The 16067-nt window shown below is 64.7% G+C and carries 11 protein-coding genes; 7 read left to right on the top strand and 4 right to left on the bottom strand.

What is annotated here, in order from left to right:
- Positions 1–3 precede the first annotated feature (3 nt).
- The 4 genes from QZY67_RS00560 to QZY67_RS00545 are packed head-to-tail and all read right to left on the bottom strand — an operon-like array spanning position 4 to position 4226.
- The gene (locus QZY67_RS00560) at positions 4–1431 is read right to left on the bottom strand and encodes an MBOAT family O-acyltransferase (RefSeq protein ID WP_295368064.1); all 1428 of its coding nucleotides are present in this window, start codon (positions 1429–1431) and stop codon (positions 4–6) included.
- Positions 1428–1673: a hypothetical protein gene (locus tag QZY67_RS00555; RefSeq protein ID WP_295368063.1), complete on the bottom strand. Its 246-nt coding sequence runs from the start codon at positions 1671–1673 to the stop codon at positions 1428–1430. Before QZY67_RS00555 ends, QZY67_RS00560 begins: the two co-directional genes overlap by 4 nt.
- Complete coding sequence (locus tag QZY67_RS00550) at positions 1670–3460, bottom strand: hypothetical protein (protein WP_295368062.1); 1791 nt, start codon at positions 3458–3460, stop codon at positions 1670–1672. The genes QZY67_RS00555 and QZY67_RS00550 overlap by 4 nt, the downstream gene beginning before the upstream one ends.
- 22 nt (positions 3461–3482) lie before the next feature.
- Positions 3483–4226 carry a DeoR/GlpR family DNA-binding transcription regulator gene (locus QZY67_RS00545; RefSeq protein ID WP_295368061.1) on the bottom strand — a complete coding sequence of 248 codons (744 nt, stop codon included), beginning with the start codon at positions 4224–4226 and terminating at the stop codon, positions 3483–3485.
- Positions 4227–4513: 287 nt separating this feature from the next.
- On the opposite strand from QZY67_RS00545, the gene QZY67_RS00540 reads away from it, so the two are divergent.
- The 7 genes from QZY67_RS00540 (at position 4514) to fucO (ending at position 16048) form a co-directional block, all read left to right on the top strand.
- A complete protein-coding gene (locus QZY67_RS00540) occupies positions 4514–7648 on the top strand; it encodes a glycoside hydrolase family 3 C-terminal domain-containing protein (RefSeq protein WP_295368060.1) in 3135 nt (1044 codons plus the stop codon).
- Between the two features lie 2 nt (positions 7649–7650).
- Positions 7651–8127 (top strand): hypothetical protein, encoded by a 477-nt coding sequence (locus tag QZY67_RS00535; RefSeq protein ID WP_295368059.1) that lies wholly within the window; start codon positions 7651–7653, stop codon positions 8125–8127.
- A 141-nt stretch (positions 8128–8268) separates the two neighbouring features.
- On the top strand, positions 8269–10812 hold the full coding sequence (locus QZY67_RS00530) for an alpha-L-rhamnosidase (RefSeq protein ID WP_295368058.1): 2544 nt from the start codon (positions 8269–8271) through the stop codon (positions 10810–10812).
- 15 nt (positions 10813–10827) lie between these two features.
- Positions 10828–12288, top strand: coding sequence for an MFS transporter (locus tag QZY67_RS00525; protein WP_295368057.1), 1461 nt, complete (start codon positions 10828–10830; stop codon positions 12286–12288).
- Positions 12289–12293: 5 nt separating this feature from the next.
- Positions 12294–13610, top strand: a complete 1317-nt coding sequence (locus QZY67_RS00520) for a rhamnulokinase family protein (protein WP_295368056.1) — start codon at positions 12294–12296, stop codon at positions 13608–13610.
- Positions 13603–14859 (top strand): L-rhamnose isomerase, encoded by a 1257-nt coding sequence (locus QZY67_RS00515; protein WP_295368055.1) that lies wholly within the window; start codon positions 13603–13605, stop codon positions 14857–14859. The genes QZY67_RS00520 and QZY67_RS00515 overlap by 8 nt, the downstream gene beginning before the upstream one ends.
- A 46-nt stretch (positions 14860–14905) precedes the next feature.
- Positions 14906–16048, top strand: a complete 1143-nt coding sequence (gene fucO / locus QZY67_RS00510) for a lactaldehyde reductase (protein WP_295368054.1) — start codon at positions 14906–14908, stop codon at positions 16046–16048.
- Positions 16049–16067 lie beyond the last annotated feature (19 nt).

Genomic DNA, 16067 nt, shown 5'->3' with positions numbered 1-16067 from the left:
CCCTTAAAACTGAAAGTAGATGAAGGCCGTGGCCCCGTGCTCTGTCAGCACCAGGCAGCGGCAGGCCACAATAGCGGCGGCCAGCAGGAAATAGAGCAGAGGGACGGCGTACCGCCCCCGGATTCTGTCCGCCTGCACCTCGAGGGCGGGCAGGCGCTCCAGCAGAGGCAGCACAAGCGCCAGCAGGCAGACCAGCGCCAGCTCCACCCGGCCCATGCCCAGCCCGGTCAGGGCGGCGGACAGGCGGAAGTCGGTGAAGATGGACCGGAGGATAAACCATGCCTGGGGCAGGTCGGCCGAGCGGAAAAACACCCAGCTCAGGCACACCAGCGCCAGGGTGGCCGCCCGGTGGAGCCCCCGGCCCAGGGGCGAGGCGAGCTGCCGCCGCCCCAGCAGCACGGTCTCCGCCGCCAGGAACACTCCGTGGAGCCCGCCCCACACCACAAAGGTCAGATTGGCCCCGTGCCACAGGCCGCTGACCAGAAAGACCACCAGAGTGTTGACGCACTGCCGGGAGAGCCCCCGGCGGCTGCCGCCCAGAGGGATGTACAGGTAGTCGGTGAACCAGCGGGTCAGGCTGATGTGCCACCGCCGCCAGAAGTCCCGGAGGGAGGACGCGGCGTAGGGCCGCCGGAAGTTTTCCGTGAGCCTGATGCCCATGAGCCGGGCGCAGCCCGCGGCGATGTCGGAGTAGCCGGAGAAGTCGCAGTAGATCTGCAGGGCAAAGAGCACCGTAGCCAGTAGCATGGCCGCGCCCCCCGCCCCGGCGGCATCCCCGTAGGCCGTATCCACAAAGGGGGCGAGAAAGTCGGAGATGAGCACCTTTTTGCCGTACCCCCGCACCAGAAACCGGACGCCCTGGGCAATGTCCGCCTGCTCCAGGGGATTGGGGGCCTTCAGCTGGGGCAGCAGGTCGCCGGGGCGCTCGATGGGCCCGGCCACCAGCTGGGGGAAGAAGGAGACGAACAGGGCGTAGTACCCCAGGTGGCGCTCGGCCCGGATGGTGCCCCGGTAGACGTCAAAGGTGTAGGACATGGTCTGGAACACATAGAAGGAGATGCCCATGGGCAGCAGCAGGTGGAAGCCGGTAAAGCCGCTCTCCACCCCGAACAGCCGCAGCAGGGAGAACACCCCGCCCAGTGCAAAGTCCAGGTATTTGAAGAGGAAGAGGACGCCCAGGCATACCGCCGCATCCAGGATCACCGCCCGCCGCTTCTGCTTTTTCGTCTCCGCCCGCTCGATGCGCAGGGCGCTGCCGTAGGACACCAGGGTGGTGAGACAGATGAGACTGAGCAGCCAGGGGCTGTGGTAGGCGTAGAAGAAGTAGGAGGCGGGCAGGAGCACCATCCACCGCCTCCGCCAGGGGACGAGCCGGTAGAGGACCAGCACCGCCGGGAGGAAGATGAGAAAGCCGGGGGACACAAAGCTCATTTCCTCTCCCCCCTTACCACGGCAAGAAAGCAGGTCAGGGCCGGGAGGAGCAGCAGGAGCAGAATCTCCTCGTAGGGCGCCGAGCAGGCCAGGGCGGCTATCACCATGGCCGATGTGGACAGCACCGACAGCACAGCCGCAATCCCGCCGCCCCGGCGGAGCCGTCCGGCCAGGACGGTCAGCGCCAGGGACGCGGCCAGCAGGATGGGGATGAGGGGGTACTGGAGAACAACCAGATTCACGCTTCTCCCTCCAGTGCCCGGCGCAGGTCGTCAATGACCTGGGCGGTGTGAATTTTGGCTCCCTCGGTGCTCAGATGGTTGTCGGTGGCGTAGAAGTACAGGGGTTCCATGAGGGAGGACCGGATGTCGGAGATGACCGGGGCGCGGAGCCGCTGCCGCAGCAGGGCGTCCAGCTCCGCGATGGACGCCTCCGTGCTGTCCTCCGAGATGCTGGTGCGGCTGCGGGGGGAGTAGGTGAAGTACACCGACACGCCCCTGGATGCAAAGCTGTCGTACAGGGCGTTGATGCCCTGCCAGTCAGCCTCGGTGATATGGCTGGCGTTATAGAAGGCCCGCTTGACGCCGAAATTTTCCCCGGACAGGTTGTTCTCCCGGTAGAGGATGTAGTCCCCGTAGCGGTTGTAGGTGGCCTGCTCCTGCCGGTTGCCGTCCTCGTCGTACAGGGCGGGGGCGTCGGCATAGGACCGGGGCTCCATGTCCGCCCGGGCGGCCTGAAAGGCCCCGAAGGCCCCGAACAGATTGGTGAATTCCCGGCAGTCCAGCAGGGAGAGCAGGTCGTAGTTGGATTCGGTCATGCAGAAGGTCTCCTTGTCCAGGGCGGCGCTGCTGCAGAACTGCTGCGCAATGGCGTCCAGCTCGGGGGAGTGGAGCAGGATGTCCCCCTCCTTCATGTAGTGGAGGACGATTCTGGCCTGGGGCAGCATGTTGGCGTAGGCGTACACGCCCATGTTCACCACCTCATAGCCGGGGAAGGCCTGGGCGAGCATGGGGCTGTCGTACCCGAACCGGGCGGAGGATCCGCAGAAGAGCACCAGCTTGTCCGCCTCCGCCACTGACCGGAGGTAGTCCGCCTTGTCGGGGAAGGTATCGAAGTAGGTGCCGCTGTATGCCGGGTCCTTGACGGCGTTGAGGTGGAGGCGGGTGACGGCGTAGTCCCCGAAGGAGGCCTCGTCCACCTGCTCCAGGGTGTCAAAGAGGTACAGATGCTCCGCCGTCAGGGCGGAAAAGGCCCCGGGCTCCACGGCCCTTATCGTGGGCGGCAGGGCTGCAGTCTCCGCCGCCACGGCTCCAAAGGCGCCGGCGGCGATGGCGGTGACGGGCAGGCCGCCCAGGGTCTGGGGGATGACCAGGTCCCCCGCCCTGCCGTCGTAGCCGGTGATGACGGCGCCGCCGTCCTGGGCCCTCCAGATGAAGGCCTCCTCCGGCGTGCATGGGAGCCACTCCGGGTAGAGGGTCAGGGATGCCTCCCCCTCCCCTCTGGCCGCCCGGCTGCCGAAGCCGATGTGGGCGCCGCCGCCGTCTGGGGCGGTATTCCACCCCACGGCCAGAAAGCCCGGCCTTGCAAACTGGTCCCGCCAGGGCAGGGTGTTGGGGGACAGGCGGGGGCTGTCCTCCCGGACGGTGACGGTCTCCCCCCGGCCCGCCCCGGCGGAGTAGACCGTGGTGAGGGCGGGGGCCGTGGTCAGCCGCACCACGGCGGGGTATCGCACGTCGTGGAGGATGAGGGTGTAGTAGTCGTAGCTGGCGGAAAAGCCGGTCTTGCCGGACACAGTATAGCGGTCAAAGCTGACCGTATCGATGCGCCGGCCGGTGGGCACGCCCACGGTGGCCGTCACATCCCCGCCCCGCTCGGTCTCATAGATCTGGTTGTAGAAAAACAGCTCCGGGTTGTCCTCAAAGACCACCGTGCAGGCGGGCGTCCCCGCCCCGGCCGCCCCGCAGCCGGACAGGAGCAGAAGCACGGCGGCCAGCACCCCCGGCAGCGCCGGAACGCTGCGGATTCTCACAGAAAAACCCCCTTGCGCCCGGTCACCGGTTGATGATCTGCAGCCCGGCCTCCCGGTAGGGGGAGAGCAGCTCGTCCTCCGCGTCGGTGAAGATGCTGTCATACTTCCGCAGGCCCACAGTGCGGTAGGGGGACTTCAGGCTGAACTTGGTCTTGTCCGTGATGAGGATGCAGCGGTCGGACAGCTCCATGGCGGTGACCTTCAGCTCCTTTACCGCCAGGGAGTTCTCATAGGTGCCCTCCATGTCAATGGCGGCGCAGGAGCAGAGCATCACGTCGAACCGGAAGCCCCGCAGGGCGTTGCAGGCCATGCTGCCGGTAAAGCCGGTGTTGGGCTTCAGCTCGCCGCCGGGCATGATGACCTGCACGCCGTCCTGCTGGGTCAGCCAGGTGGCGGCCTGGATGCCGTTGGTGACCGCCACCTTGTGCTGCAGGTTCATCCGCTGCACCAGGGCCAGGCAGGTGGAGGAGTTGTCAATGAATATGGTATGGAAGTCGGGCAGATGGGGCAGGGCGATGGAGGCGGTGACCTCCTTCCCGGTGGCGTTGACCTCCTGCCGGACAAAGATGGACACCTCCTCCGACCCATCGGCGTACATGGCCCCGCCGTGGGTCCGGCGGAGCAGTCCCATCCGCTGCATCTCGTTCAGGTCCCGGCGCACCGTGGCTTCGCTGACATACACCAATTTGCTCAAATCCGCAACTGTTGCGCGTTTGTGCATTTTGAGATAGTCCAGAATCAGGTCAAAGCGTTCGTTCGTATGCATAATTACCCCCTCCATAATCCGCCGATATTGTATCATTCGGTCATTTTGTTGTCAATGTTCCCTTGTTTTTGGAATATTATGGATTCCGTTTCCGGGCACAATGCCATTTCTCCCCTCCTATTCATGCTCATTTCTGCTCATTTGTGTTCAATTGCAGCAAAAAGTATGTTGTTCTTTCTACTTGTTGGATATTATCACTAAAACATGGACAAAAGATTGCCCCAGTGTTATAATTCCTCACAACAGAACGGCCGTTAATGTTCATGCTACTATGGGGAGGAAAAACGATGAAAGCGAAACGAATTGCACCCGTCATGAGAGGTCTTTCGGCTGTCATGGCCTCCGTGCTTGCCCTGTCTGTCGTGGGCACAGGCATCGCGGAGGGCTATCGTTCAGCGCTGGACGGCTTCCTTGGAACCAGCAGCTATGTCACCATTACCGATGAGGATTCCGCCCGCTTCCAGAGCGACTACGCCACCATCGACGAGATGAAGGCCGCCGCCCGGGACATCGCCATCCGGGAGGGCGAAGAGGGCACCGTCATCATGAAGAATGACAACGATGTGCTGCCTCTGGCCTCCGACACCACCGTGGCCCTCTTCGGTCTGGCCGCCTATGCCCCCTATCCCTACACCAGCGGCGACCACAAGGCGGGCAACGCCGACGCGGTGGACCTGGTCCAGGCCCTCACCGACGCGGGTGTGACGATCAACGAGACGGTGAAGGACTTCTATCAGAACAACATTCTCAACAAGCACACCGAGGAGGTCCCCAACCAGTGGACCGGCGAGCTGGAGACCGCCGTGGCCTATGACCACATCTACGTGGCCTCCCCCGGCGACATGACCACCTACCAGATCGCCGAGGTGCCCCCCACGGAGTATGAGAACCTGGGCGCGCCCGCCGACTGGAAGAGCCAGGTGGACAAGGAGAACACCATCGGCATCTGCGTGTTCGCCCGGGGCGCCGGCGAGGGCAACACCTATATGCCCGGCTCCGCCGTCAACTACGCCGGCGAGGAGACCGGCATGGACCCCCTGGCCCTGAGTGAGGATGAGCTGGCCGTCATCGACGTGGCCAGGGAGACCTGCTCCAAGGTCATCGTCCTTCTGAACACCGGCAACACCATGGTCATCAAGGACATCGCCGCCGGCGGCGCCCACGAGGTGGACGGCATCGCCTACATCGGCTGTCTCAATGACTACCAGGCCATCGGCGTGGTGAACGTGCTCACCGGCCAGGTCAACGCCACCGGCGCCCTGCCCGACACCTATGTGGCCGACAACGCCTCCATCCCCGCCGTGATGAACTTCGGCGGCGGCTACTACGCCGACTATGAGATCGTCAATAGCGCCGGCGACGACCCCCGCTACCCCGGCGTGGAGATCGCCAACACCATCGCCGGCTCCTTCGGCGGCAGCGACACCTACAACGGCGGCTACTACATCGTGGAGGCCGAGGGCATCTACGTGGGCTACAAGTACTACGAGACCCGGTATTACGACTCCATTGTGAATCCCGCCTCCGGCGCCAGTTCCGGCGCGGGCGCCACCCAGGACGCCGCCTGGGATTACAATAAGGAAGTGATCTACTCCTTCGGCCACGGCCTGAGCTATCTGGACTACACCCAGACCCTGAAGAGCGTGAATGTGGACCGCACCCCCGACGGCAACATCACCGCCGTGGTGGAGATCAGGAACAACAGCGATCAGGACGGCTACTTCCTGGCCCAGCTCTACGTCCAGCAGCCCTACACCGACTACGACGTGGAGAACAAGGTGGAGAAGTCCGCCGTGATGTTCCTCAACTCCGGCAAGACTGAGGTCCCCGCCGGCGGCACCGCCGAGGTGACCATCACCGTGCCCACCAAGTACCTGGCCAGCTACGACTACACCAATGCCAAGACCTACATTCTGGACGCCGGCGACTACTACTTCACCGCCGCCGCCGGAGCCCACGAGGCCGTGAACAACATCCTGGCCGCCCAGGGCTACACCACCGCCGACGGCATGGACGCCGAGGCCTCCGGCACCGCTCAGGTCTGGAGCCTGGGCGAGCTGGACGACACCACCTTCTCCGTCTCCAACGGCACCGCCGTCACCAACGTGGCCGACGACGCCGACCTGAACTACTGGACCGGCGAGGACACCGTCACCTATCTCTCCCGCAGCGACTGGGAGGGCACCTATCCCATCAACTACAACGAGGTGGCCGTCACCATCGCCGACAGCCCCAGGGCTGACGAGTGGATTGCCGAGCTGCGGGGCGAGACCTACACCATCCAGACCGACAGCCCCGCCGCCGAGGGCGGCGACAAGGGCGTCCGCTTCGACACCGCCAGCATCCAGTATGAGCAGCTGGAGAGCGTGGACGACCCCTTCTGGGACACCCTGGTCTCCTCCATCACCATTGACGAGGCCGTGGGCGCCGTCATCCACGGCGGCAGCCAGTCCGACGTGCTGACCAACGTGGACAACCCCGTGGTCATCCAGAACGAGGGCGTCAGCGGCTTCACCGCCACCTACACCGACGAGACCACCGGCGAGACCTACCGCTTCAACGTCCACTCCCAGACCCTGATGGGCTCCTCCTTTAACCCCGACCTGGCCTACGAGTGGGGCCGCGTGGAGGGCAACTCCGGCCTGTGGCTCCAGCGCTACCACCTGTGGGGCACCGGCCTGACCCAGCGCCGCACCCCCTACAACGGCCGCAACTATGAGTACATCTCCGAGGATCCCATGCTGGCCAACCGCATCGGCTACGGCATTCTCCAGGGCTGCGCCGACATGGGCATCCTCAACGGCCCCAAGCACATGGGCTTCAACGACCAGGAGCACAACCGCGGCGGCATCTCCGCCTACATGAACGAGCAGAAGTTCCGCGAGACCGACCTGCGCTGCTTTGAGGGCGGCCTGAGCGACGCCGACGGCATGGCCGTCATGATCGCCTTCAACCGCATCGGCGCCACCAACGCCTCCCACCACGTGGGCATGCTGGTGGATATTCTCCGCAACGAGTGGGGCTACACCGGCCTTATCTCCACCGACATGATGAACAACAAGTACTACTTCAACGCCGAGTCCATGGTCATGGCCGGCATCACCCAGGTGGCCGACTTCGGCGGCCAGGACAACCACATCAACCTGGGTGAGGGCGGCGTGGACGCCACCTGGCCCTACATCTCCGTGGAGAGCGTCAGCGGCGACTCCGCCCTGGTGGAGCAGGCCCGGGAGAACCTGAAGTACCAGCTCTACACCTACGCCAACAGCGCCATCATGAACGTGTCCACCGAGCGGGTCAACACCTGGTGGGACAACGCCCTCACCGCCGTCACCTACATCAGCGGCGCCCTGGCCGTCATTACCGCCGTGGCCTGGATCGCCCTGACCGTGGTCCCTGAGAAGAAGAAAGAGGAGGTTTAACCATGAACATCAAGAAACAGTCCGCCGGCGTTTGGGTGAACCTGATTGCCGCCATCCTGGCGCTGGCCTCTCTGATTGTCTACGGTGTGAACATCTCCAGTGCAGGCTACTTCCAGAACGCCGCCGTGAGCAGCATGCTCCCCTACGGCATCCTGGCCGTCGTCCTGCTGGCGCTGGCCATTGTCCTGGCCCAGCTGAAGCTGACCGGCGGCGCCGCCGCTGCGGCGGAGCTTGTCTCCGGCGCCATGCGCATCGCCGCCCCCGTGCTCCTCACCCTCTGCCTCATCAATCTGATTGCCGCCAGAGCCGAGGGCCTGGGCTTCATCTACTTCTCCAACGCCGACGTCACCCTGGAGGTGCAGACCCCCGAGAACCTGTCCTCCGCCACCGGCACCATTGCCAACATGATCTGCCTGGCGGTGTCCGCCGTGGCCGCCATGGCGGCAGCCTTCTTCCGCCTCAACAGGAAAGAGGCCTGAGAGAACCTACAGGCAAGCGTTGAAGGCCTGAACAGGGTTTGAATTGCTGTGCCTGGGGAAACGCCCTGGGCACAGCAATTTCTTTTCCCGGCTGGGGCCGGAGAGAAGAACCAATGCTAGCACGAGAAAGGCCGGTTGCATATGCTCACCATCAGAACCTTTACCTGCGAAAATCAGCGGGAACACTGCGTGACCGACGCGGCCGCCCCCCGGTTCGGTTTCTCCCTGGACAGCGACCGGGCCGGAGCGGCCCTGGCCAAGGCCGTTCTGACGGTCAACGGCTGGACGGTGGAGACCGGCCGGCAGGTGGCCATCCCCTACGGCGGCCCGGCCCTGAAGCCCTTCACCCGATACCGGGCGGAGCTGACGGCGGTGGACGACGCCGGGGAGACCGCCCGGGCCTCCCTGGAATTTGAGACCGGGCGGCTGGACACCCCCTGGGCCGGGCAGTGGATCAGCGACGGGGCCTACTCCTTCACGGAGAAAAAGGTCTCCCCCGTGCCCATGACCTTCCGCAAGACCTTCGCCCTCCGGGGCGCGGTGAAGGAGGCCAAAATCCGCGCCACCGCTATGGGCGTCTACCAGCTGACCCTCAACGGCGCACCGGTGGGGAACGAGTACTTCGCCCCCGGCTTTACCTCCTACAAGACCAATTTGCAGTACCAGACCTACGACGTGACCGGCTGTCTCCGGGCGGACAACACCCTGACGGCGGTGGTGGCCGGCGGCTGGGCGGTGGGATCCTTTGTGTTCACCCGGAAGAACCGGGTCACCGCCGACCGGCAGGCCCTGCTGCTGGAGCTGCGGGTCACCTATAAGGACGGAACAGAGGAGATCATCGGCACCGACCCCTCCTGGCAGGTCACCGAGGAGGGTCCCCTCAAGGAGGCCGACCTGTACGACGGCGAGGTGTACGACGCCACGGCGGAGACCGGCGGCTGGCGGAACGCCACAGTGGAGAAGCTGCGGGTCAGCCCGGCCATCCGGGCGGCCTACGGCCCGGCGGTCACCGCCCACGAGGAATTTTCCCCCGTCTCCTGCACCAGGGTGGGAAACTGCCTGGTGTACGACTTCGGCCAGAACTTCGCCGGCGTGGTCCGGCTGAAGATCCGTGGCAAGCGGGGCCAGAAGATCCTGGTGCGCCACGCCGAGATCCTCAACCCGGACGGCTCGCTGAACACCGCCTTCCTCCGCACCGCCAAGGCCCGCATCGAGTACACCTGCGTGGACGGGGAGCAGACCTACTCCCCCCGGTTCACCTACATGGGCTTCCGCTATGTGGGCGTGGAGGGCATTGACGCGGAGGACATCCACGTCACCGCCGCCGCCCTCTACTCCGACGTACACGACAACGGCGGCTTCTCCTGCTCCAACGACATGCTCAACCAGCTCCAGTCCAACATCCGCTGGGGCGCCAAGTCCAACTTTGTGGATATCCCCACCGACTGCCCCCAGCGGGACGAGCGCATGGGCTGGACCGGTGACATCGCCGTGTTCTCCCCCACCGCCTGCTATAACTTTGACATGAGCCGCTTCCTGGAGAAGTGGATGCTGGACGTACAGGCCGAGCAGCTGCCCGGCGGCGGCATCCCCAACACGGTGCCCGTCCAGGGGTACGGCTTCCCCGCCACCATGCCCGCCATGGCGGTGGACTGGTGGGGCGACGCCTGCGTGCTGGTGCCCTGGGCGGAGTACATGGCCCGGGGTGACCTGTCCATCCTGAAAAAGTTCTACCCGGTGATGAAAAAGTATGTGAAGGCCTGCAAATTCTGGGCGGGACTTCTCAGCTTCGGCAAGAAGAAGTATATCTGGAGCACTCCCTCGGTGCTCCATTTCGGGGACTGGGTGGCCCCCGATGTGCCCAAGATGCAGCAGTGGCAGGCCCGCAGCAAGTGGACCGCCACCGCCAGCCTGTGCAACACCAGCGCGGTGACCGCCAGGGTGGCTCAGCTGCTGGGTGAGACGGAGGACGCTACCTACTACAAAGACCTGAGCGCCAAGGTGGCCGACGCCTACTGCTCCGTGTTCACCGACGGCCAGGGCAGGCTCCTCAACGAGTTCCAGACCGCCTATGTCCTGCCCCTCCAGTTCGGCATGTTCCCGCCGGAGACCAGGGCCAAGGCGGCGGACAATCTGGCCCGGCTGGTGGAGAAAAACGACTTCTGCATCGGCACCGGCTTCCCCGGCACGCCCTACATCCTCTTCGCCCTGGCCGACAACGGCCACGCCGACACCGCTTATAAAATGCTCCTCAACACCAAGTGCCCCTCCTGGCTCTATGAGGTGAAGGTGGGGGCCACCACCATCTGGGAGCGGTGGGACGGCCTGGACGAGAACGGCCAGTGCCCCATCGGGGACGACGGCACGGACAAGATGATCTCCTACAACCACTACGCCTCCGGCGCTGTGGGCGACTTCCTCTACCGCCGGGTAGCGGGTATCGAACCCCTGGAGGCTGGCTACAAGCGCTTTGCCGTCAAGCCCCTGGTGGGCGGCGGCCTCACCTGGGCCAGCGCCTGGGTGGAGACCCCCTACGGCCGGGCCGCAGTGGACTGGAAGGCGGAGAACGGCACGCTGACCGTGACAGTGACGGTGCCTGTGGGCGCAAGCTGTGAGTTGACGCTGCCCGACGGATGTCATACAATTTATGGCAGCGGAACCCATTCCTGTTCCTGCAAGCTCTGAGAAAGGACATGGACTATGAACAACAAAAAGAATGACTTCTGGAGCACGCCCCTCACCGGCTCCCTCATCCGCTCCTCAGAAGTCCGGCTCCCCGAGATGCTGCTGGGCTACTTCATCGGCCCCTTCGGCGCCCTGCTCTCCTCGGGTATCTTCACCAGCTTCCTCAACAAGTACTTCACCGACGTGCTGGCCCTGGACGAGGCCTTCCTCTCGGCGCTCCAGGTGGCGTCCACCCTCCTCATCGTGGCCGCCAACCTGATTGTGGGCCAGCTCATCGAGCGCACCCGCTGCATGGCGGGCAAGGCCCGGCCCTGGGTGCTGCTGTCCGCCCTGACGCTGTCGGTGGCCAGCGTGCTCATGTTCATCGTCCCCTTTGAGGGTACGGCCAGGATGGTGTGGATCGCCATCGCCTACAACCTCTACTATGCCGTGGCCTACCCCATCTACAACACCGCCAACTCCACCCTCATCCCCGTGTCCACCCGCAACAGCCAGCAGCGGGGCGCTCTGGCCTCCTTCACCAACGTGGCCGGTCTGGGCGTCATGGGCGTGGGCTCCATGGTGTTCCCCATCCTGGTCAGCCAGGTGATGAAGAACGACCAGAACATGTGGTTCATGGTTATGCTGGCGGTGGCCATTTTCTCCGCCCTGACCATCTTCCTCCAGTACAAGTTCACCCGTGAGCGGGTCACCGAGGAGGCCATGACCGCCGGCGGCAGCCAGGAAACCAAGGCCAAGGCCGCCTCCCTGGGTGAGCAGCTGGGGGCCGTCACCAGCGAGAAGTGGTGGTGGATTGTCATCCTCTTCTACCTGGGCTTCCAGTGGGCGGGCGCCATGAAGAACGGCTCCATGAGCTACTTCTGTGAGTGGGTCATCGGCGCCACCGGCACCATCGACTGGGGCCTGGCCCAGACTGTTCTGTCCGTTCTGGGCGCCATCCCCATGGCCGTGGCCGCCCTGTTCGTGGTGCCCCTTGCCAACAAGTTCTCCAAGCGCACCGTGTGCATGGCGGGCATGCTGGCCGGCGCTGTTGGCGGCGTCATCGCCGGCCTGGGCAGCCACAACTTCGTGCTGGTGGCCATCGGCGTGGCCCTCAAGTGCCTGGGCTCCGCCCCCGCCTGCTACCTGATCCTGGCCATGCTGGCCGACGTCATCGACCACATTGAGTTCAAGCGGGGCATCCGCACCGACGGCCTGACCATGAGCATCTACTCCTCCCTGATGGTGGCCGCCACCCCCATCATGAACGCCGTATTCATGGCCATGCTGGGCGCGGTTAACTACCAGAAGCCCACCGGCGGCGCTGAGACCCTTGTCCAGTCCGCCGCTGTCCAGAGCACCATCACCGTGGGCTACATCTGGGTGGAGACCATCGCCTATGTGGTGTGCGCGGCGCTGATCTTCTTCTTCACCGTGGAGAAGAAGCTGCCCGAGGAGCAGGCCGCCATCGCCGCACGGCACAAGCAGGAGGACTGAACTTCATGATACACTTAGCCATTGACATCGGCGCGTCCTCCGGGCGGCACATTGCCGCCTGGCGTGAGGACGGCGAGCTGAAGATGAAAGAGGTCTACCGCTTCTCCAACCTGCCCGATGAGCGGGACGGCCATCTGGTGTGGGACCTGGACCGGCTGTGCCGGGAGGTGGTCAGCGGCCTCAGAGCCTGCAAGGAGCAGGGCATTGTGCCCGACAGCGTGGGCATCGACACCTGGGCGGTGGACTATGTGCTGCTGGACAGCCGGGACCAGCCCATCCTGCCCCTGTACTGCTACCGGGACAGCCGGGGCGCTGAGGGCGCCGAGCTGGCCCACAAGACAGTTCCCTTTGACAAGCTCTACGAGCGGACGGGCATCCAGTTCCAGCCCTTCAACACCATCTACCAGCTCTGCTGGGACAAGGCCCATGGACGGCTGGACCATGCGGCGGATTTCCTCATGCTGCCCGAGTACCTGAGCTTCTATCTCTCCGGCGTCAAGGCCCACGAGTACACCAACGCCAGCTCCACCGGCCTGCTGGACGCCAAGGGCAGAACCTGGGACATGGAGATTGTCTCCGCCCTGGGCCTGCCCGAGCGGCTCTTCGCCGCCCCGCCCCGGACGCCCCCGGTAAAGCTGGGCCGCCTGAAGGCGGACATCGGGTCGCAGGTGGGCTTTGACTGCGACGTGGTCCTCCCCGCCACCCACGACACCGCCTCCGCCATCGCCGCCCTGCCCCAAAAGGGCACGGCCTACATCTCCAGCGGCACCTGGTCCCTGCTGGGCGCCGAGCTGGCCCAGCCCGTCACCACCCCCGCGGCCATGAAGGCCAACTTCACCAACGAGGGCGGCGTGGGCACCATCCGGTTCCTCAAGAACATCATGGGCCTGTGGCTGGTCCAGTGCCTCAAGCGGGAGCTGGACGACCGGTACTCCTTCGCCCAGCTGGCACAGCTGGCCAGAGATGAGGCAAATTTCGACTACCGGCTGGACGTGAACAGCGCCCGCTACCTGGCCCCCAAGTCGGTCAGGGCGGAGATTGACGGCGAGTGCGCCCAGAAGGGCTGGCCTGTACCCCAGACCCCCGGCCAGTACGCCCACGCCATCTATCAGAGCCTGGCCCACGCCTATGCCGCCGCGCTGGACGAGCTGGAAAGCATCACCGGCGAGAAGTTTGACGTGCTGTGCATTGTGGGCGGCGGCGCCAACAACACCTATCTCAATGAACTGACAGAGCAGGCCATCGGCCGGAGCGTGCTCACCGGCTCCCCCGAGGCCACCGCCCTGGGAAATATTCTGCTGCAGGAGGCTGCATATGTATAACGAAGCGAAAGAGAAATACGCCGCTCTGGGTGTGGACACCGAGCAGGCCATGGAGCGGCTGATAAAGGCTCCCGTCTCCCTCCACTGCTGGCAGGGCGACGACGTCCGCGGCTTTGACACTGACCCCACCAAGCCCCTCACCGGCGGCATCCAGACCACCGGCAATTATCCCGGCCGCGCCCGTACCCCCGAGGAGCTGATGGCCGACCTGGACATGGTCCTCAAGCTGTGTCCCGGCATGAAGAAGCTGAACCTCCACGCCAACTACGCCATCTTTGACGACGAGAACGGCGGCTGGGTGGACCGGGACAAGCTGGAGCCCAAGCACTTCAAGAAGTGGGTGGACTTCTGCAAGGAGCGAGGCCTGGGCTGCGACTTCAACCCCACCTTCTTCTCCCACCCCAAGTGCGACCCCCTCACCCTGTCCTCCCCCAACGAGGAGACCCGCCGCTTCTGGATCGACCACGGCAAGGCCTGCATCCGCATCAGCCAGTACCTGGCCGAGGAGCTGGGTCAGCCCTGCGTCATGAACATCTGGACCGGCGACGGCTTCAAGGACATCCCCGCCGACCGCATGGGTCCCCGGATGCGCTACAAGGCGTCCATTGACGAGATTCTCTCCGAGCCCTTTGACTTCAACAAGGTCAAGCCCTGCGTGGAGTCCAAGGTGTTCGGCATCGGCGTGGAGGCCTACACCGTGGGCAGTGCCGAGTTCTCCCTGAGCTACGCCGCCGCCAACCCCGGCAAGTGCATTCCCCTCATGGACAACGGCCACTATCACCCCACCGAGGTGGTGAGCGACAAGATTCCCGCCCTGCTGGTGTTCTTCCCCGAGATCGCCCTCCACATCACCCGCCCCGTCCGCTGGGACAGCGACCACGTGGTCCTCTTTGACGACGAGACCCGTGAGATGGCCAAGGAGATCGTCCGCTGCGGCGGCCTGGAAGGCAGCGTGAAGATGGCCCTGGACTACTTCGACGCCTCGGTCAACCGTGTGGCGGCCTGGACCCTGGGCTTCCGCAACTGGCAGAAAGCTCTGCTCAGCGCCCTGCTCACTCCCAGCGACAGCCTGAAAGCCGACCAGGACGCCGGCAACCTGACCGCCGTGCTGGTGCGTCAGGACGAGCTGAAGACCATGCCCTTCGGCGACGTGTGGGACGAGTACTGCCGCCGGTGCGGCGCGCCCCTGGACGGCACCTGGCTGGACACCGTGCTCCAGTATGAGCGGGACGTGCTCTCCAAGCGCTGAATTGATATCACAAATAAAACGGAAAAGATACAGGAGGAGTATTACCATGGTCAATCGTTTTGTGCTCAACGCCATCTCTTATCACGGAAAGGGCGCTATCAAGGAGATCCCCGGTCTGGTGGCCGCCAAGGGCTGCAAGAAGGCCTTCATCGCCTCCGACCCCGACCTGGTCAAGTTCAACGTCACCAAGAAGGTCACCGACCTGCTGGACGAGGCCGGCATGGCCTATGAGATCTACTCCGACATCAAGCCCAACCCCACCATTGAGAACGTCCAGTCCGGCGTGGAGGCCTACAAGAAGTCCGGCGCCGACTACATGATCACCATCGGCGGCGGCTCCTCCATGGACACTGGCAAGGCCATCGGCATCATCATCAACAACCCCGAGTTCGCCGACGTCCGCTCCCTGGAGGGCGTGGCCCCCACCAAGAACCGCACCGTGTTCACCATCGCCGTGCCCACCACCGCCGGCACCGCCGCCGAGGCCACCATCAACTACGTCATCACCGACGTGGAGCGCAAGCGCAAGTTCGTCTGCGTGGACACCAACGATATCCCCGACATCGCCATCGTGGACCCCGACATGATGGCCACTATGCCCAAGGGCCTCACCGCCTCCACCGGCATGGACGCCCTGACCCACGCCATTGAGGGCTACACCACCAAGGCCGCCTGGGCCCTGGCCGACTGCCTGAACCTGGAGGCCATCCGGCTCATCTCCAAGAGCCTGCGGGGCGCTGTGAACAACGAGGACGAGGGCCGCGAGGGCATGGCCCTGGGCCAGTTCGTCACCGGCATGGCCTTCTCCAACGTGGGCCTGGGCATCGCCCACTCCATGGCCCACACCCTGGGCGCCGTGTACGACACCCCCCACGGCGTGGCCTGCGCCATGATGCTGCCCATCGTAATGGAGTTCAACCAGGAGTACACCGGCGAGAAGTTCAAAGCCATCGCCGAGGCCATGGGCGTGGATACCGCCGGCATGGACCAGGCCGCCTACCGCAAGGCCGCTATCGATGCGGTGCGGCAGCTGTCCCAAGACGTGGGCATCCCCACCAAGCTGCCCGCTATGAAGGAGGAGGACCTGGACTTCCTGGCCCAGTCCGCCGCCGCCGACGCCTGCGCCCCCGGCAACCCCAGAGAGGCCACCGTGGAGGACTTCAAGAGCCTGTTCCGCCAGCTGATGTGAGATAGGAGAGAAGAGACGC

This window comes from uncultured Pseudoflavonifractor sp. (genome assembly GCA_904419835.1).
Classification (GTDB): Bacteria; Bacillota; Clostridia; order Oscillospirales; family Oscillospiraceae; genus Pseudoflavonifractor.
Note: the sequence above shows the minus strand (reverse complement) of the source record. Positions and strands in the feature narration are given on the sequence as shown.

What these genes read in the sequence shown, in the direction of transcription:
- QZY67_RS00560 (WP_295368064.1), bottom strand. Translation starts at nt 1,431, where the DNA reads ATGAGCTTTGTGTCCCCCGGCTTTCTCATCTTCCTCCCGGCGGTGCTG.
- QZY67_RS00545 (WP_295368061.1), bottom strand. Translation starts at nt 4,226, where the DNA reads ATGCATACGAACGAACGCTTTGACCTGATTCTGGACTATCTCAAAATG.
- QZY67_RS00540 (WP_295368060.1), top strand. Translation starts at nt 4,514, where the DNA reads ATGAAAGCGAAACGAATTGCACCCGTCATGAGAGGTCTTTCGGCTGTC.
- QZY67_RS00535 (WP_295368059.1), top strand. Translation starts at nt 7,651, where the DNA reads ATGAACATCAAGAAACAGTCCGCCGGCGTTTGGGTGAACCTGATTGCC.
- QZY67_RS00530 (WP_295368058.1), top strand. Translation starts at nt 8,269, where the DNA reads ATGCTCACCATCAGAACCTTTACCTGCGAAAATCAGCGGGAACACTGC.
- QZY67_RS00525 (WP_295368057.1), top strand. Translation starts at nt 10,828, where the DNA reads ATGAACAACAAAAAGAATGACTTCTGGAGCACGCCCCTCACCGGCTCC.
- QZY67_RS00520 (WP_295368056.1), top strand. Translation starts at nt 12,294, where the DNA reads ATGATACACTTAGCCATTGACATCGGCGCGTCCTCCGGGCGGCACATT.
- QZY67_RS00515 (WP_295368055.1), top strand. Translation starts at nt 13,603, where the DNA reads ATGTATAACGAAGCGAAAGAGAAATACGCCGCTCTGGGTGTGGACACC.
- fucO (WP_295368054.1), top strand. Translation starts at nt 14,906, where the DNA reads ATGGTCAATCGTTTTGTGCTCAACGCCATCTCTTATCACGGAAAGGGC.